We start from the raw sequence: 16,638 nt of genomic DNA on the forward strand, positions 1-16,638 counted from the left end.
CGATCTCACATCAACATCGGAAAATACGCGAGCGTCGCCACAGTGACCAGAGCGGTACCTCCGGCAAAATGCCAATATAGCGCCACGTTCGAGATATCGATATCGTATTCGGGGGTCATCCGGTCGGCATAGGAACGAGCCAAGCAGTAGCCGAGCATCAGGCCGCCCACCCCACCGTGGACGGCTGTCCAGATTGCTAACACCCAAACAGTCGCCGGATAGACGTGGGCGGACGGGTCGAGGCCGTTGGTGAACGGTCCCCAAAGCAGTGTCGCGCTGGCAGCGAGCGAGGCCACGCTGCCGGCAGCCATTAGGCCACGTGCCGGTCCGACCCGTCCAGCGCGGTTCAATATCCGTGCGAAGAGGGCTGCCGTCCAAGCGCTCGCGAACAGCAGGAGTGCGATGCTTGGCCAGAACACACCAGGTCCGACCGCTGTCGGTGGTGGAAAATCGGCATGGATAGTGAAGAAGTAGAAGTATCCGAAGATCAGGCCGACGAAGGCCGTGGCGTCGCCCGTCATGGTGATAAACATCGCCCACCAGCCAATCGAATCCGGACCCGACTTGTAGAGTGGCAGTTTCAGGCCGAGGCCGACATCCTTTTCGGCTTTCTCAGGAATCTGGGCGGTGCCGCGCCAGAGCCAAATAATAATAGACGCGATGGACAGGACCATCGCGGTAATGGTGAGGGTCCACCAGTGGAACGTGGCGAAGATGAACACTGCGCCGGTCATGATGGCTGCGATCATCGGCATGAAGCTGGGGCCAGGTACGCGTAGGCAATGCAATGGTTTGCCGTCGAGAACTGTTGTGACCAAAGTCTCGCGCTTCATCTCCTCGGCGTCGGGCAGGTAGAACCGGCCCTTGTCGACATCGTCGACGAAGTTCGGCTGTTCCCAGAGGGGATAGCGAGAAGAGATTATCGGCACCGAGCGCACACCCCAACTCTCTGAGGGCATTCTTGCCAGCCACTCCAGCGTGCCGGCGGTCCACGGATTTCGCTTGGCGTATGGCTCCCTGCTGCGGGGCCGAATCACGTCCCAGACGATCACCAACACACCGGAGGCGAACACGAAGGCGCCGACCGAGGAGACCAGATTTGATATGCCAACGCCAAGTGCCTCCGGGTAGGTCCAGACGCGGCGTGGCATTCCCATTAGTCCAGCCCAGTGCATCGGCAAGAATGCGACATTGAAGCCCACGAACATCAGCCAGAACGCGATCCGGCCCAGCCGATCCGATAGCTTCCGCGCGCCGATGATCGGCCAGTAATAGTAAACTCCGGCCATCAAGGGGAACAGCATCCCCCCGATCAGCACATAGTGCAGGTGAGCAACCACGAAGTAGGTGTCGTGGGCCTGCCAATCAAAAGGCGCCAACGCCACCATGACGCCAGTCAACCCACCGATGACAAAGGTGGCGAGCGCTCCCGCGACAAAGAGCATCGGAACGGAAAAGATCACGCGGCCGGTCAGGAGCGTTGCCAAAAACACAAAAATCTGCACACCGGTCGGAATCGCAACTGCCTCTGAGGCGGCTGAGAAGAAACCGAGCGAGATCGCAGGGAGGCCCGTGGTGTACATGTGGTGCACCCAGAGCCCGAAGGAGATGAAACCGGTGCCCACGGCCGCGAGCACGATCCACGAATAGCCGAGGATCGGACGCTGGGCGAAGGTCGGCACGATCATCGCAACCAGCGCGATTGCCGGGAGAAAGACAATGTAGACCTCCGGATGGCCGAAGATCCAAAACAGGTGCTGCCAGAGGACAGGATCGCCGCCGCGGCTAGGGTCGAAAAATGGCCAATCGAACATCCGCTCGAGCTCAAAAAGGATGTCACCTGCGATCAGTGGCGGGAAAGCGAAGAGGATCATACCGGCAACGACGAGTACGTACCAGGCGTAGAGCGGCATCAGGTTTAGCCGCATGCCGGGCGGGCGGCATTTCAGCGTTCCCACGATCAATTCAACCGCCGCGGCAAGCGAGGCAATCTCGATGAACGACAGACCCAGCAGCCAGATGTCCGGGCCATAGCCCGGCGTGTACCGCTCGTCCGTAGTGAGTGGCGGGTACATGAACCAGCCTGCGTTCGGCGCGGCATCGAAGAAAATGGATCCTGCGACGAACACGCCGCCGATCATGAAACACCAGAATCCGAATGCCGACAGGCGAGGAAAGGGCAAATCACGAGCGCCAAGCATTTCAGGAAGCAGAATTATGGCCACTGCCTCGAAGATCGGAACGGCGAAAAGAAACATCATCACCGTGCCGTGAAGGGTATAAACCTGATTGTAGAAGGTTGCCGTGAGAAAGTCGTTCTCTGGCACCGCGAGCTGCACCCGCATTGTCAGCGCCAATACTCCAGCGAATAACATGAACCCGAATGCCGCAGCCGTGTACCAGATACCGACCTCAGTGTTGTTCACCGCCGACCAGTAGCGCCAACCTTTTGGTGCAGCCCAGACCTTGCGGAGCCGCTCCTCCTGGCCGCGACGAACCTCCTCGTCCTCCTGATCCGGTCCATCTGCTGCGGTGTTCTCGCGTTCGGTCATTCCAGACTCCCTAGCCAAGCAGCAATTTGAGCGATCTCGTCTTTCGGCAGCATGCCAAAGGCCGGCATCTCGATGCCTGGCTTGAAATGGTCCGGCGAGGCAACGAAGTCGGCGATATTCTCGACAGTGGTTGGAACAATGCCAGCTCCAATCGTACGTCGGCTGGCGAGGTGCGTAAGGTCGGGCCCTACTACCCCGTCGGGCGGTGTGCCCCGGATCGCATGGCAGGCTGCACATCCGTTCCGAATGAATAGATCGAGGCCCTCGCTCTCGGGCACTGCTGCAGGCTGGGCCTGCGCCCTCACATACTCCGTGAATTCGGTTTCAGGCACCACGACCACACGAAAACCCATTTGCGCGTGAGCCGTACCACAGAACTCCGCACAAGCACCGTTGAAGACGCCGACTTCTGTCGGTTCGAGGATGAGCCGATTCACCCGTCCGGGTATCGCGTCCATCTTGCCCGCAAGCGGCGGCACCCAAAACGAATGGATAACGTCCGGGCTGCCGAGGAGAATTTCCGTACGTTTCCCCAGCGGGATCCAGATCTCGTTGGCGCTAGGGACCCCGCCTATCGGGAGGTTGCGCACCACGCCGGGTTCGCCCTCGACGCCGTAGGCGACGCGCCACCAGAATCGTTCACCCGAGACGGCGATGGTAGGGCCGTCACCGGGGGGCGCAGATCAGGCATCATCCTGAGCCCCCAGAACAGCAGCATCGCCAGCACGACGGTCGGAAAGACGCATCCTCCCCAGATGATGAGCCGTAGGCCGGCTTTTTCGCTGTGTTGTCCGGGCCGCGTCTTTGTAGCGTAGTAACCGATGGCGACAACGACAGCCCAGATCGCCACGGCGCCAATAAGCATTACCCAAAAAAGTGTGAGAACCCGCGCAGCCTCAGCACCGGCCGCGTCGAACGCAGATTGAGGACCTTCGCAAGCGGAAAGTGCGAAGATCGCTGGAAATGTTCTGCTCGTTCGAAATTTCTTCATCAAGTGGGACCCTTGCGCGTGGCCTTCGAGCCGAATCCGTTTGGCGTCATTCCGGTTTTTTCCGATACCCCCAGCCAGACGCCCACTAGAATGACTGTCGCCACGACGTACATCATGGAACCGACCGTCATCATCAGCAGTCCGGCCAGCTGCTGGTCTTCGAGCGGCGACAAGCCCCAAGCCATGGAGCGGATACCGTAGCTCGTATAGAACGCTTCTGGAGCGAAAGCGAGCAAGGCTCCGGTGATCAGTGAGAACTTAAAGGTAATCAGCAGTCCCAGAACGCCGGCGCCCGGTCCGCTACTGTGCTTGCGTGTTATCGCTGTCCAGAAGACTAATGCAGAAGCAAAGATCGAGCCGTGCATGATCGAATGCACGAGGTCGTTTTCCAGGGAAACGGCAATCGCTGGTGGCGCGTGCCATAAGATAAACACGACCAGTTGCTGAAGGGATGCGATGCTGGTTGCGGTGAGCCAGTTCCATCCCGTTCGCCAGGCCTCAGATGAGGCGAGTGACGCGAGCCCCCTTTGCCATGTCCTTGGCAACGTGCGCATCATAGTCGGAACAGGATGGCCCAGCACAAGGAATGGCGCTGCCAGCCCCATCAAGACGATGTGCTGGCCCATGTGAGCAGCGAAGAGACTTTCGCCCAACGCATCGAGAGGCCACACTAAGGCTGCAATCAGGGCCAGTATGCCTATGCAGAACGAACCCGTCTGCCAAGTTCGGACGCCGCGGCCTAGGCCGGCCTTCGTCCATGCAAGAAGAACGCCCCGTGAGTACAATGCCACGACACTTGCTAAAGGCAAAATGACGGAAGGCGGTAGAGACCAGGTTGTCCAGAAGTCATGGGGCTCTAGAGGTGCGCCGTCGGTGTGGGCGCGAAGCGACGTTGCGGTAAGAGCGACTACGATTGAGACAGATAGAATGAGCCACCTTTGGGACGGCGATGGCAAAGTGGTCTGGGGAGGTTGATGTCCTGCAATGTGCAGCATACACAATCTTTCTACATCTCCGTCTCATCCAATATCGGCGGGTCCTGACTTGCACCTGTCGCCATGCGATCAGATTAACTGGCTGATCCGTCACACGCGGGCCGATGAAAAAACATGCGGTATTCCTTTTGAACGAGAGGCGTTCGCGTTACGCGGCTTCGAGAGGCGCAGGTAGTCGGTCTTTCCAACCTTTGTGCAACATAGTTCCTCTAGCTGCTATAGGTTCAAGCGAATTCGACACCCGGCAGAGCGGCGCAATACGATAGAGCACAAATACGAACCCAACCGGCAACCTCTTCAATGATCCCGACACCGGAGATTTCGAACATTCAATACGTCCCTTGTCTGCGCCAATGTTTGTCGCCCGTCGTATCGCCCAGAGGCCAGCCGCGACAAGTCAGCTTTTAGCGTTCAGCAACGGAGATCGGAACCTGCGGCGATTTTCCGGGACTGGAAGATGGGATCCCAGTCTGCACAAGATGACTTCGTCGCCAAAGATGCGCGCGAACTCAGAGCCGTGCCCAGACCGACCAGACACGGCTGCCCGATTCTTTTCAGTCAGTCCGCGTACCACATGCGCGACAAGTTGGCCTTGGCCTTGAGCACGCGGTCGAAGGCCGGGGTCTTGCCCTCTGCATCATGAAGAGCGCGCGCAGCGACATCGAGATCATGCAAGTTGAACAACAGTGTCTGTCTCTTTGACGCGAAGAGCGGTCACACCCCACGCGGCGCGGCAAGAGCGCCGCGATCGGATAGACAAACGCAACGGGCATCTTAGCCGCCGATCTCTTCATGGTTTGTCAGGCATTCGGAGTGGTCTCTCAACACCTCTAACACACGGCAGTCAGCGGTCTGCCCGCCACTGCACTCATGCACCATACGTTTCAATTCCGTGCGCAGCGCCTCCAGGCGAGCCAGTCGATGCTCAACTTGCTTAAGCTGCCGGCGGGCAATCGCATCGGCCTCCGCGCAAGATTTTCCCGGGTGATCGCTGAGGTCGAGCAGTTCGCGGATCGCATCCAACGAGAACCCCAGTTGCCGCGCGTGCCGGACGAACGACAGGCGGTCAAGCTCGGCATCACCATATCGTCGCTGGCCGCCTTCAGTTCTGCCGGGTTCTGGCATGAGCCCGATCTGCTCATAATACCGGACTGTCTGCACTTTTGTACCGGTCTTTTTTGCAAGCGTCCCAATGGTCAACATTTCAGGCCCTCCACATTAGCTACAGAGGGTGTAGCTTTAAGTGGCAGACATCACAAGATTCACCACCTCCTCACAGGTCCGTGATTGCCAGCCAATTAGCGACAATCGCGCTTGAACCTACAGCTGCTAGAAGTTGTAGACACCTCCAAAATATAGAATCAAGTTCGGGCGTAGCGGTGTGAGGCTTCCAGGTTTTCAGAAGGTATCGAAGGTGTTGGCGGGCGTGGCGGCGTTCGTTCTCATCTGGCTGTTGCTGTGGGTGGACTACCGTGCCGACCTTGCCCGCACAGAGAGTGAACCACCGTTTTTTGCTGATTTCGAACTGACCGATCATCGCGGGATGGTCCAAACGGAGGAAGATTTCAAAGGTCGCTGGATGTTGGTCTTCTTCGGCTTCACCAATTGCCCCGACGTCTGTCCGACAACACTGTCCGAAGTCGCGGCCGTGATGGAGGGCTTGGGCGATGAGGCGGCAATGGTTCAGCCGATTTTCATAACGATCGATCCCGAGCGAGATACGCCGACGGCTTTAGCAGAGTACGTGCCCATGTTCGACGCAGGAATCATCGGGCTGACCGGCACGCCGGAGCAGATCGCCGCAACATCCGAGACTTTCCCAATTTTCTTTGAGCGGATCGAGGAGGCTACTGCGCCGGGTGGATACACGATGGGTCACACGTCACACCTTTTCCTTTTCGACACGCAGGCAGGCTTCGCGGATTCCTGGCCCTATGGCACGCCCGCCGAAGAGATCCTCGCCGATCTGAAAGAGAGGATCTGATCGTCATGCCCCGACTCTCTGGAGAAACAGCCCTTGGCCTAGCGTGGATCATTGCGCTTATCTCATCGCTTGCCGTGCTCTTTATTGGCGAGGTGCTTGGTCAAACGCCTTGCATCCTTTGCTGGTTCCAGCGCGCCTTCATGTTCCCCTTGGCCATCGTTCTTGGGCTCGGGTTGTGGTGGCAGGATTCCCGCGTGGGGCGCTATGGCGTTGCACTGGCGCTTGGGGGGGCGGCGGTGGCGATGTATCACATCGGCCTCTATGTCGGTCTGATCCCCGAGGCGATCCAGCCCTGCACGGCGACTGGCCCCTCTTGTACCGACGACAACCAGTTGGTCTTCGGGATTCCGATTCCGCTGATGGCGCTTGTCGCCTTCACGATTATCGGGGTGCTGTCGGCCCTTTCACTGAAGGAAAAACAAACATGAATCGACGCGGCCTCGTTCTATCCGTTCTGGCTGTTGGTGCCGCAGGTTTTGGCGGCGCGGCTTGGTATGCCACCCGCCCCCAACCCATGGCAGAGGCAGTCCCTGTCGCGCCCGAAGTGAACGATGTGCTGATCCGGTCCTATTCCCCGATCCTTGGCCCCGAAACGGCACCTGTCACGATTGTCGAGTTTTTCGATCCAGCTTGCGAGGCCTGCCGCGCCTTCTATCCCGTGGTCAAGGATATCATGACTGAGCACGGTGGTGCGGTCCGTGTCGTCATTCGATATACTGCCTTTCACGGGAAAGCTTCAGTGGAAGCGATCCGTGTTCTCGAAGCTGCGCGGATGCAGGATGTGTTCGAACCCGTGCTGGAAGCGGTCCTGCGCGAGCAGCCACGATGGGCGTCCCATGGCACTCCAGCACCGGGTTTGATCCTTGAGATTGCCGCAAGCGGTGGTCTGGATGTCGAAGCTGCTCGAACACAGATGCTGGCCCCCGGTGTCGTGGCAGTGCTCAATCAGGACCGCGCTGATGTCGAAGCGGTAGGCGTGCGACAAACGCCCACGTTCTTCGTCAACGCCAAGCCATTAGACCCGTTCGGTGAGGCCGAACTGCGGCGACTGGTCGCTGCAGAAATTGCGGTCAGCCAAAGTTGATGCTCGGATAGATAAAGGAGAATCTGTCATGATAGAGCTACCTTATATCAAGGGCTTGACTCTTTTTTTGCTGCTCTCGGGCATGTCGACTCCGACATTTGCCGGTTCGGAGGACGTCATCGTAGTAAACGCGTGGTCCCGTGCTTCGATTGGTATAAACCGACCGGGCGCGGCATATTTCACTATACATAACGCAAATGAAGACACAGTCACGCTGACCGGACTTACAACACCACTGGCCACGATGCCCGAGATCCATGAGACGAAAACCAACGCTGCAGGCGTCAGTTCAATGTCACCTGCAGGCGACATCACGATTGGGCCGGGCGAAAGCGTGGCATTGGAGCCGGGCGGGCTGCACGCCATGCTCATGAAGCTGCAAGACCCGATGATCGAAGGCGAGACCTTCCCGCTGACACTGACTTTCTCGGACGGTGGCGAAGTGACTGTTGAGGTCCCAATTCTGGGGATCGCCGCGCGCGGGCCGGAAAGCTGATGAAGCGTCGGCAATTGTTCCAATACGGTGCAGGCGCTCTGGCTATGATGCTTGGTATCGGCTGGTGGCGCGTGGATGGTCCCGGCGCTCCGAAACCTACTGGCCAAAGGCCGCTCCCCCTAACGGTGATGGATTTCCGACTGACCGATCACGAAGGCCATGAAGTGGGCCCAGAAACCCTGATCGGACGGCCGACCATGGTGTTCTTCGGGTTCACCTACTGCCCGGATGTCTGCCCCACGACGTTATCGGATATCTCAGGCTGGCTTGAAGATCTCGGAGACGAAGCCGCGCAGATGAACGTGGTCTTCATCACGGTCGATCCGGCGCGTGACACGGTCGAGGCCATGGCCGAATATGTCGGCTATTTTCATCCGGCCATTCGGGGTTGGACCGGAACGGAAAACCAGATTACCCGCGCTACAGAAGGGTTTCGGGCTTCGTATGAGCGCGTCCCGACCGAGGGAGGTGACTACACGATGAACCATACGGCAAGCATATTCCTTTTTGGCGCCAACGGTGAGTTCGTCACCATGATTGACCACCACGAGCCAAGAGAATTCGCAGTACCGAAGATCCGACGTGCGTTGACAGAAGATGTAGAGATCACAACATGAGAATAAGAGTTGCCTCGGTGGCCCTGGTTGGCGCCTTTTCGATGACTGCCATCGCCACCTTAGAGTGGTGGTCCAAAGAACCGGTGCCCCAATCGATTGCCGAAGCAACGCAATGGGCGCCTGCTGCAGTTTTGGAACCGCGACTTGCTGATAGCGTCATGACAGTTCCCAAAACCACACAAGTCGACGGAGCGCGCAAAATCCTAAACGTCCCTCTCTTGCAGCCTGACGTCACCGAAACCGCCTTGCCAGAAATTGAACCGCCCTTGGTGACTTGGACGCGTCAAATCGCGTCGGGTGAGACGTTGGATGCAGTTTTAGCGAACGCCGGCGTTGCCGCACCCGCCCGTGCGGAGATCGCTCTCGCACTTGGAGTGGAATATGATCTGCGCCGATTGCGCCCAGGCCATGAGATCACCGTGATCTCAAACGCGGACGGCAATCCGAAGCGCGTAGAACTGGCCATTGACGATGGAGTGCGGATCGAAACGGTTTTTGGTGAAGAACTTCTTACGCGCGTATTGGAACCAGACCCTGAAGTGGTGATTTTCGCAAGCGAGGCGGTGGTTGAAAGTTCGATCTCCGCAGCGTTGGACAAGGCAAAGATACCTGCACGCTTCGCGGTCGATCTGGCACAGATGCTGGGCGGCACAATCGATTTTCGACGTGAACTCTCCGGGGGTGAGAGGATGCGTCTCCTTTGGCGCGAGGCGCGAGAAGGAAACAAAAGGATTGGCCAGCCCGAGCTTGCCTTTGCCGCATTGGACCTTGCTGGATCGGTCTATGAGATCGTCTGGCCGGATGACGGCAGCGGTCAAGCGACGATCTATGTGGATGGAGAGGTCCTGCGTGTCTTTGCCCAACCGGTGGAAGGAGCGCGGCTGAGTTCCGTCTTCGGCCGTCGCACGCACCCGGTCTATGGGAATGTACGCATGCACACCGGCGTCGACTTTGCTGCGGCCCGCGGTACGCCTGTAAAAGCAACGGCGCCTGGACGCGTGAGCTTCATCGGACGTCGTGGTGGATATGGCCGGGTGGTGGAGATATCGCATGGTTCCGACACCCTGACACGATACGCACATCTCAGCGAGGTGCCGGACACACTCGAACAAGGGCAGCGCGTGATGGCCGGAGACATGATCGGTCGCGTCGGTGCTACCGGCACCGCGACCGGCCCAAATCTGCATTATGAGGTTCTGGTCGATGGTCGCCCGACGGATCCTCTCTCAGACGACCGACTGGTAGAGGCGGCCGACCGGGATGCGGTTGGCCCGGCTGCACTTGAGCGATTGGCTGAGGCTCGCTCGCTACTGGCCGAGAGGCTCACCAGCGAATTTGTACAGACAACAACCGAAAGGCTTTAATCCATGAAACGACTGGCTCCCGCTCTTGCAGTCACGCTGGCCTTGTTTTCCGCGGCGCAAGCTGTCGCCGATGCGATCCAGATTGATGTCCGGAAGACAAACGGCTGCGGCTGTTGTCTGTCTTGGATGAAGCATCTTGAGGAAAGCGGATTCGCGCCGATAGGCGAGGACATGTTCGGGGGATCTCTTGTGCGATTCAAACTCGACACCGGCGTGCCTCAGCGCATGGTATCCTGCCATACGGCTTTGGTCGGCGGCTACGTGATCGAAGGTCATGTACCGGCATCAGACATCCAGCGTTTGTTGGATGAGCGTCCAGATGCAGTGGGGGTGGCGGTGCCGGGTATGCCCTATGGCTCGCCGGGCATGGGACCGGAAGATGATCGCGAGGGCTACGATGTCTTTTTGATCCAGGGCGATGGGTCGACCGAAATCTTTAGCAGCTATTTGGCCGCTGACTGACGTATCGGCGGGAACTCTGCGCTTGGAACCCTTGTCCCCAATAACTCTCGGCTTTCTTGGAAGCCTTGCCGCCGGATCGCTGACAGCGGTCGGGGCGACCCCCGTTCTCTTTGGACGCGTCCCCTCCCGTGCCACGCGCGATTTGCTGCTTGGCTTCGCGGCGGGTGTCATGCTCGCTGCTTCATTCTTTTCGTTGATCATTCCGGCTCTCGACGCAGCCGAAAGACAGTTCGACAACGGTGCTCTCCCGGCAGCCATCGTTTGTGTTGCGATCTTGCTTGGCATGGGGGCGGTCGCTCTGATGAATGAACGACTGCCGCATGAACATTTCAAAACGGGGCGAGAAGGGCCCGCCGCCGCATCTCTGCGCCGCGTCTGGCTCTTCATCATAGCGATCACGATCCACAATTTTCCCGAAGGGCTTGCCGTTGGTGTCGGGTTTGGGGCTGATGGTTTCTCTGGTGGCTTGCCGCTCGCGATTGGCATCGGGCTGCAAAACGCGCCCGAGGGTCTCGCCGTAGCGGTCTCATTGCTTGGTGAGGGGTATTCCAGGCGCCGTGCGTGGGGGGTTGCCGCCCTGACAGGTCTTGTCGAGCCGGTAGGCGGGCTTCTTGGCGCTGGCATCATCGGCATCTCGCAGCCCCTGTTGCCATGGGGCCTCGCCTTCGCCGCCGGGGCGATGCTCTACGTAATCAGCCACGAAATCATTCCCGAAACCCACCGATCCGGCCATCAAAACAGGGCGACTTTCGGTCTCGCGGTCGGCCTCGTGATCATGTTGTTCCTAGATGTATGGCTGGGGTGATGAGATGAAACAGTCCCATTTCCAAGGCTTCATTGCGGCTGGAACTGCTTTTCTTGTTGATCAGGTGACAAAAGCAATCGTCGTCGCTAATGCGACAGATTTGAGCGCCGGAATTCCGGTCTTTCCCAGTTTTAATCTTATTTACTTGCGCAACGATGGCGTGACATTCGGACTGCTTGGTGGAGCACCATGGTGGGGCCTTGCGACCTTGGCCCTAGCCATCTGCGGCTGGTTGACCGTCATGCTGGTACGCACTGACAACCGGGTTGAGGCTATCGCCTATGGTGCGATCATCGGTGGCGCGCTCGGCAACGTCCTCGACCGCATTCGATTTTGGGGTGTGACGGACTTCCTCGATTTCTACGTCGGCTCCACGCATTGGCCCGCCTTCAACATGGCGGATGTGTTCGTGGTCGGTGGCGTGGGGCTGCTGCTCTTAGCACCGTGGTTAGCCGCTAAACTTCAGACTGGCCCATGATGACGGGTTGGCTGCAATTGACTGGCTGCAGCCGTTGCTTTCCCCTGCGATCAGGGATTAGCTTTATGGCGGGCGGTTTAACGGTTTTAACCCTTCCACCGTTCTCATGGATCATCGCTGTTCCAGTCGCCTTCTCAGCACTCTTTCTCGTGCTCATGCAGGTTTCCACCGCGCGCGCCTTCGTCATCGGCTGGATCTTTGGAATGGGCCAGTTCCTGTTTGGAATTTCCTGGATTGCCGAAAGCTTTTACGTCGATTCCGAACGTTTCGGTGCCCTTGCGATCCCAGCAGTCGCGGGACTGGCCGCCGGACTGGCCATTTTTCCAGCTATTGCGGCGATGTTATTTGCCACCGTAATGCAGCGCCGTGCTGTCGGCGGCATTACGGCAGGTCTTCTGCTTGCAACGTGTTGGGTTGCCGCGGAATGGCTGCGTGGTCATGTCCTGACGGGGTTTCCCTGGAACCTTGCTGCTTATGCCCTTGTCGAACATGCCCCCCTGCGCCAACCCGCCGCATGGGTCGGAAGTTACGGTCTGGGCTTTGTCACGGTATTTATCAGCATATTGCCAGGTGTGTTCATCGCAGCCGCGCCAAACAGCCGCGCAGCTGTTTTGGCGCTCTTTGCCGTCGCGGTGACGGTAATTTGGGGGGGCGGTGTGCTTCGGCTAAATCAGAACGTGCCGCCAACGGACATTGCTTTGCGCATCGTCCAAGGCAATGTGCCGCAAGTCGAGAAGTGGGCGCCGGGCAGCCGCGAACGCACGCTGGAAAAATACCTCGGCTTGTCCGCGCAACCCGGACGCTTCGACCTGCTGCTGTGGCCGGAAACGGCCTTTCCCGGTTTTCTGGACGAAGACGCCTTGGCGCGCAGGCGGTTATCCACGGTTTTGCCAGACGGTAGGATCCTTTTGACAGGTGTGCCTGACCGCGTAGAGAGGGATGGGGGAACCCGATATTTCAACACGGTTCAGGCCTATGACGGCAGCGGCGAAATTCTAACGGGATATGCAAAACATCATCTTGTTCCGTTCGGGGAATATGTGCCCCTGAAAGGTTGGCTGCCGATCGAGCGCCTGGCCGAAGGTTTGGGTGATTTCACGCCGGGACCAGGGCCACGAACGCTGGCAATTCCGGGCGCGCCTCTGGTTGCGGTGGCAATCTGTTACGAGATCATTTTTCCGGGCCACGTGGTCGATGATCTTTTCCGCCCCGACTGGATTTTCAACGCCACGAATGATGCCTGGTTCGGAACCAGCATCGGGCCCGAGCAGCACCTTGCCACCGCGCGCATGCGCGCGGTCGAAGAGGGCCTTCCGGTGATCCGGGCGGCCAACACCGGGATTTCCGCGGTCATCGACGCCAAGGGAGAGATCATCGCGCGCCTCGAGACCGGACAAACTGGAGTCATAGATGCCAGCCTGCCGACAGCGCTTGCGCCCACACCTTACGCTCGTTTCGGTGATTGGACATTGCTGGCGCTCATCTGTGCGGTCTGGGCCCTAGCCTTTACCGTCGGATTGGCCGGACGACGTTTCAATTCAGAAAAATCAAAATCGGAGGACTCGTGATGCTGGTGCTCGCAGGCTTTGTCGGAGGGGCGCTCTGGGGTGGCTATCTGGCGCAACGGCGGAAAGGGAACCGCCTGGATATACTTCAGTACGCGACAAGCTTCAGTATTGCTTTCGGCCTACTCGCTTTTTTCGCCTCGGTGATCCTCTTGCGCATCACGTCTTGAGATTACTTTGGTACCGGCAACGAATTGAGACGACTGTTCAACATATTACTGTACTTGCTCCTGGCGGTTTTTGCATCAGGACTGGCCGTATCCGGTGTCGTCTACTTTCTTTTGCGCGCCTCCGTCCCCGACTATGACGAGGACTTCAGAGTTGCGGGAATCGAAGGTCCAGTCGATATTCTGCGAGATGCTGCGGCCATACCGCACATTTCTGCAGACTCTGCTGCGGACGCCTATTTCGCGCTTGGTTTCGTTCACGCTCAGGACAGGCTTGGCCAGTTATTGCGGGCAAGGCGGGCAGCGCAAGCCTTGTTGCCACTTGACCAGACGTTCGAAGTCGAGCCTTCGACAGCCCAGGCGCTCGACGCATATGCCGCAGGTGTCAACGCGTGGCTTGGTCTGGTATCCGAAGGCGGGCGCGGCAGAGGCTCACCCGATCTGTTGATCGCGGATGAGAGAATGATCGCAGCCTGGAGACCCGTCGATAGTCTCAGACTTGCTCAAGCGTTTCTGAACGATCTTCAATCCGAGAGTCGCCAGAGTGACCTGTCCGGCTTGTCAGACCGACCTTTTTTGCCCGAGCTGTTTGTGACCTCGCCCAAGGTCAGCCTCGAAGCTTGGGCGTTGCCTGGAGACAGAACAGCTATGGGAGCACCAATTCTCACCGCCGATATACGTGGCCCCTTATCGCTGCCTTCTGAATGGTACCTGGCGGATATTCAACTCCCGACCGGAGCCGCGATTGGGGCTACAATGCCGGGTGTGCCCTTCATTGTCGTCGGTCGCAGCGAACGCGTCGCTTGGGCGTTCCGATCTGTGTCACTGAAAACCCTGAAAGAGCCAGTGAGTCCCACCGCTGCGAAAGCCGGCAGTTTTCTGATGATGCTTGACCGTCTGGCGCGGTCCGCCGATGTGAACGATGCTATGGACGCAAGCATGAACCTGGCACCAGCCGGATTGGAGATTCTTGCGATCGACCGAGAAACCCTTGCTCGCTGGCCTGACAGGGAGGTCGAAACTCCTTTATCGTTTCGAGGCGCCCGTCTGGCTGCTCTTGATGAGCGGCAGCCGATATTCTCGGTCGAGGGCGCGATTGCGGTGCAGCGCGACACGGTCAGCGCTGCCGCGCGGGCGCTTCTTCCTATAATGGCAAAAGAGCTTTGGTTCGTGGGTTCCACAGGTGCTCTCGAAGAGAACCGCGCAGATAGGCTTCGCGGCGTTATTCTGAATCAACTTGCCCGATGGAATGGCGACATGGATCGCTTTTCACCGGAGCCGCTCTTGTTCTGGGCCTGGGCGCGCGCGTTGCAAAAACGGATACTTCAGGATGAATTTCCATCCGCGACGAAGGTCTGGGCCAGGCCAAATGCCGATGTCCTATTTGCGGTGCTTTCAGATCGCGGAGGGAGCGCAATCTGGTGCGACATCCGCCCGTCCACCCCCATCGAGACCTGCCAGGATCAGGTTCGTGCGGCCTTGGATGATGCCATCGGCTGGCTTGTCGACCGCTACGGACCCGATCCGTCCGCTTGGGTCTGGGGCGAAGCACACGCTTCGAATATGAAGTGGGCACCAATCCGATCGAGCGGGATCATCAGCGATCTGCTGTCTCTCGAAGCCCCATCTTCGGGCGCTCCCGACACGCTGATTGCAACATTGTTTGCTTCTGACGATGACCGCCCCTTCGCGACCAGCGCGGGCACCAATTTTCAGGCGGTCATGTCGTTTTCGGAAGAAGCCGGTTCCTATTTCATCGCGCCCGCCGGTCAGTCCGGCCACCCGCTCTCACGATTCTATGAAAACCTGTTTCCAATGTGGATGCAGGGCAAATACCTCGCGATGTCCACTGATCTGTCCTTGGCCCGGGGTGGCGCTGTGGGAACATCCCGACTTTTACCGGCATCTGTCCAAAGGCCAACAATACAAGATGACATGAGCCAATGATCGCCTACTTCCTCCTTTTCGACCCGTTTGGATACGCGATTTCGCCAGTGTCCCTTGTTTCCGTCAGCTTGGCCGCATGGATCTACATGCGCGGCGTCGCGCGATCCACACGGCTGCGCGGGACGGTTTCCATTTGGCGGCAAGCCCTGTTCTTCGCTGGCTTGACCTGCATTCTCGCGGCCACGAATGCGCCTCTGGCTTCGTTGGGGCACAGCCTCTTTTCGGCGCATCAAGTGGAGCACCTTCTCCTCCGCCTTGCAGGACCACTGCTCATCGCGGTCTCGCAGCCGTGGCGATTCCTGCAAGTCGGTTTGAACAGACGGTGGCGTCGATACCTCGGCGCTCTTGGAAAATCTATTGCATTGCGGTTCTTGGCACATCCGGTAACCGCCACTGCCGCGCTCATCACGTCGCTCTTTATCTGGCAGATTCCACTGCTTTACGGACTTGCGCAGCGCATCGCGGCGATCGAGATGTTCGCCCATTTTGCGATGGTTCTGGCAGGGATCTGGTATTTCGGCATGCTCTTCGACCCGAGAGATCCCCCTGAGGGCGCGAGGCGCGGCGCAAGGCTGATCTCTGGTTTTGCGGTGATCGTTTCAAACATTTTTCTGGGTTCCCTGACGACACTCAAAGAGGTGAGCCTCTATGCCTCCTACCAAACGGCGGCAACCGGGTTGCTTGATCCCCTGTCCGACGAAACCATGGGTGGCTATACGATCTGGGTCCCGTCCTCGATGCTGATGATCGCCGCGATCATTCTGGTCTTGAACGGGTGGAACGCGGCCGAGGTGCGTCGCTGGAATTCACGATACGAGTTGGTGCGAGGCTCGAACTCCGCGGCGCTCGAGTTTCCGGAAACGGCCGAAGAATTGCGTCTGAAAGTGGCAAAGCCAAACCGCGACATGGGCCGGACGCTCGCCATAGGCGCCTTGGTCATGTTCTTCATCGTCATGACGACGGTGGTGACTATTGTCTATGCGCTTTGAACAGAGGAGCAAATCAAAGGTTGTACCCACGTCTTTTCCCGCGATCGACATTTTCGCTGCACCGTCGTCGCAGTCAGAGATTTTGGGCACACTATCTCGGGCTGGCCAAGCTCAGAGGACACGAATGTCAATGAGCGTTTAA

At 58.5% G+C, this 16,638-nt stretch carries 17 protein-coding genes; 13 read left to right on the forward strand and 4 right to left on the reverse strand.

The window, feature by feature from the left end:
- Positions 1–5 precede the first annotated feature (5 nt).
- The 4 genes from ctaD to AB4M76_RS19055 form a co-directional block, all read right to left on the reverse strand.
- Positions 6–2,552 (reverse strand): cytochrome c oxidase subunit I, encoded by a 2,547-nt coding sequence (ctaD, locus tag AB4M76_RS19040; RefSeq protein WP_093743702.1) that lies wholly within the window; start codon positions 2,550–2,552, stop codon positions 6–8.
- The gene (locus AB4M76_RS19045) at positions 2,549–3,145 is read right to left on the reverse strand and encodes a c-type cytochrome (RefSeq protein ID WP_248646527.1); all 597 of its coding nucleotides are present in this window, start codon (positions 3,143–3,145) and stop codon (positions 2,549–2,551) included. The genes ctaD and AB4M76_RS19045 overlap by 4 nt, the downstream gene beginning before the upstream one ends.
- Before the next feature lie 397 nt (positions 3,146–3,542).
- Positions 3,543–4,538, reverse strand: a complete 996-nt coding sequence (locus tag AB4M76_RS19050) for a cytochrome c oxidase assembly protein (RefSeq protein WP_067263753.1) — start codon at positions 4,536–4,538, stop codon at positions 3,543–3,545.
- A gap of 774 nt (positions 4,539–5,312) precedes the next feature.
- Positions 5,313–5,741: a helix-turn-helix domain-containing protein gene (locus AB4M76_RS19055; protein WP_067263750.1), complete on the reverse strand. Its 429-nt coding sequence runs from the start codon at positions 5,739–5,741 to the stop codon at positions 5,313–5,315.
- Positions 5,742–5,955: 214 nt separating this feature from the next.
- Here AB4M76_RS19055 and AB4M76_RS19060 point away from each other — a divergent pair, with 214 nt between their 5' ends.
- The 13 genes from AB4M76_RS19060 (at position 5,956) to AB4M76_RS19120 (ending at position 16,496) form a co-directional block, all read left to right on the forward strand.
- Positions 5,956–6,522, forward strand: a complete 567-nt coding sequence (locus tag AB4M76_RS19060) for an SCO family protein (RefSeq protein WP_067263755.1) — start codon at positions 5,956–5,958, stop codon at positions 6,520–6,522.
- 5 nt (positions 6,523–6,527) lie between these two features.
- Entirely contained in the window at positions 6,528–6,950 is a 423-nt protein-coding gene (locus tag AB4M76_RS19065) for a disulfide bond formation protein B (RefSeq protein WP_067263748.1), read from the forward strand.
- Positions 6,947–7,606, forward strand: a complete 660-nt coding sequence (locus tag AB4M76_RS19070) for a thioredoxin domain-containing protein (protein WP_067263745.1) — start codon at positions 6,947–6,949, stop codon at positions 7,604–7,606. Before AB4M76_RS19065 ends, AB4M76_RS19070 begins: the two co-directional genes overlap by 4 nt.
- 82 nt (positions 7,607–7,688) lie before the next feature.
- Positions 7,689–8,102: a copper chaperone PCu(A)C gene (locus tag AB4M76_RS19075; protein WP_136720528.1), complete on the forward strand. Its 414-nt coding sequence runs from the start codon at positions 7,689–7,691 to the stop codon at positions 8,100–8,102.
- Positions 8,102–8,719 (forward strand): SCO family protein, encoded by a 618-nt coding sequence (locus AB4M76_RS19080; protein WP_368443825.1) that lies wholly within the window; start codon positions 8,102–8,104, stop codon positions 8,717–8,719. Before AB4M76_RS19075 ends, AB4M76_RS19080 begins: the two co-directional genes overlap by 1 nt.
- Entirely contained in the window at positions 8,716–10,083 is a 1,368-nt protein-coding gene (locus AB4M76_RS19085; RefSeq protein ID WP_136720529.1) for a M23 family metallopeptidase, read from the forward strand. Before AB4M76_RS19080 ends, AB4M76_RS19085 begins: the two co-directional genes overlap by 4 nt.
- Positions 10,084–10,086: 3 nt before the next feature.
- Positions 10,087–10,545 carry a DUF411 domain-containing protein gene (locus tag AB4M76_RS19090; RefSeq protein WP_067264369.1) on the forward strand — a complete coding sequence of 153 codons (459 nt, stop codon included), beginning with the start codon at positions 10,087–10,089 and terminating at the stop codon, positions 10,543–10,545.
- A 22-nt stretch (positions 10,546–10,567) separates the two neighbouring features.
- A complete protein-coding gene (locus AB4M76_RS19095; protein ID WP_067264372.1) occupies positions 10,568–11,350 on the forward strand; it encodes a ZIP family metal transporter in 783 nt (260 codons plus the stop codon).
- Positions 11,351–11,354: 4 nt separating this feature from the next.
- Entirely contained in the window at positions 11,355–11,828 is a 474-nt protein-coding gene (gene lspA / locus AB4M76_RS19100; protein ID WP_067264375.1) for a signal peptidase II, read from the forward strand.
- On the forward strand, positions 11,825–13,396 hold the full coding sequence (lnt, locus tag AB4M76_RS19105) for an apolipoprotein N-acyltransferase (protein WP_067264379.1): 1,572 nt from the start codon (positions 11,825–11,827) through the stop codon (positions 13,394–13,396). Before lspA ends, lnt begins: the two co-directional genes overlap by 4 nt.
- Complete coding sequence (locus tag AB4M76_RS19110; RefSeq protein WP_093744243.1) at positions 13,396–13,563, forward strand: hypothetical protein; 168 nt, start codon at positions 13,396–13,398, stop codon at positions 13,561–13,563. Before lnt ends, AB4M76_RS19110 begins: the two co-directional genes overlap by 1 nt.
- A 24-nt stretch (positions 13,564–13,587) precedes the next feature.
- Entirely contained in the window at positions 13,588–15,507 is a 1,920-nt protein-coding gene (locus AB4M76_RS19115; protein WP_093744242.1) for a penicillin acylase family protein, read from the forward strand.
- Entirely contained in the window at positions 15,504–16,496 is a 993-nt protein-coding gene (locus tag AB4M76_RS19120; protein WP_067264385.1) for a cytochrome c oxidase assembly protein, read from the forward strand. Before AB4M76_RS19115 ends, AB4M76_RS19120 begins: the two co-directional genes overlap by 4 nt.
- Positions 16,497–16,638: the final 142 nt, after the last annotated feature.

It is taken from the genome of Sulfitobacter sp. PS-8MA (assembly GCF_040933935.1).
GTDB lineage: Bacteria > Pseudomonadota > Alphaproteobacteria > Rhodobacterales > Rhodobacteraceae > Sulfitobacter.

What these genes read in the sequence shown, in the direction of transcription:
- ctaD (WP_093743702.1), bottom strand. Translation starts at nt 2,552, where the DNA reads ATGACCGAACGCGAGAACACCGCAGCAGATGGACCGGATCAGGAGGAC.
- AB4M76_RS19050 (WP_067263753.1), bottom strand. Translation starts at nt 4,538, where the DNA reads ATGCTGCACATTGCAGGACATCAACCTCCCCAGACCACTTTGCCATCG.
- AB4M76_RS19055 (WP_067263750.1), bottom strand. Translation starts at nt 5,741, where the DNA reads ATGTTGACCATTGGGACGCTTGCAAAAAAGACCGGTACAAAAGTGCAG.
- AB4M76_RS19065 (WP_067263748.1), top strand. Translation starts at nt 6,528, where the DNA reads ATGCCCCGACTCTCTGGAGAAACAGCCCTTGGCCTAGCGTGGATCATT.
- AB4M76_RS19070 (WP_067263745.1), top strand. Translation starts at nt 6,947, where the DNA reads ATGAATCGACGCGGCCTCGTTCTATCCGTTCTGGCTGTTGGTGCCGCA.
- AB4M76_RS19075 (WP_136720528.1), top strand. Translation starts at nt 7,689, where the DNA reads ATGTCGACTCCGACATTTGCCGGTTCGGAGGACGTCATCGTAGTAAAC.
- AB4M76_RS19080 (WP_368443825.1), top strand. Translation starts at nt 8,102, where the DNA reads ATGAAGCGTCGGCAATTGTTCCAATACGGTGCAGGCGCTCTGGCTATG.
- AB4M76_RS19085 (WP_136720529.1), top strand. Translation starts at nt 8,716, where the DNA reads ATGAGAATAAGAGTTGCCTCGGTGGCCCTGGTTGGCGCCTTTTCGATG.
- AB4M76_RS19090 (WP_067264369.1), top strand. Translation starts at nt 10,087, where the DNA reads ATGAAACGACTGGCTCCCGCTCTTGCAGTCACGCTGGCCTTGTTTTCC.
- lspA (WP_067264375.1), top strand. Translation starts at nt 11,355, where the DNA reads ATGAAACAGTCCCATTTCCAAGGCTTCATTGCGGCTGGAACTGCTTTT.
- lnt (WP_067264379.1), top strand. Translation starts at nt 11,825, where the DNA reads ATGATGACGGGTTGGCTGCAATTGACTGGCTGCAGCCGTTGCTTTCCC.
- AB4M76_RS19110 (WP_093744243.1), top strand. Translation starts at nt 13,396, where the DNA reads ATGCTGGTGCTCGCAGGCTTTGTCGGAGGGGCGCTCTGGGGTGGCTAT.
- AB4M76_RS19120 (WP_067264385.1), top strand. Translation starts at nt 15,504, where the DNA reads ATGATCGCCTACTTCCTCCTTTTCGACCCGTTTGGATACGCGATTTCG.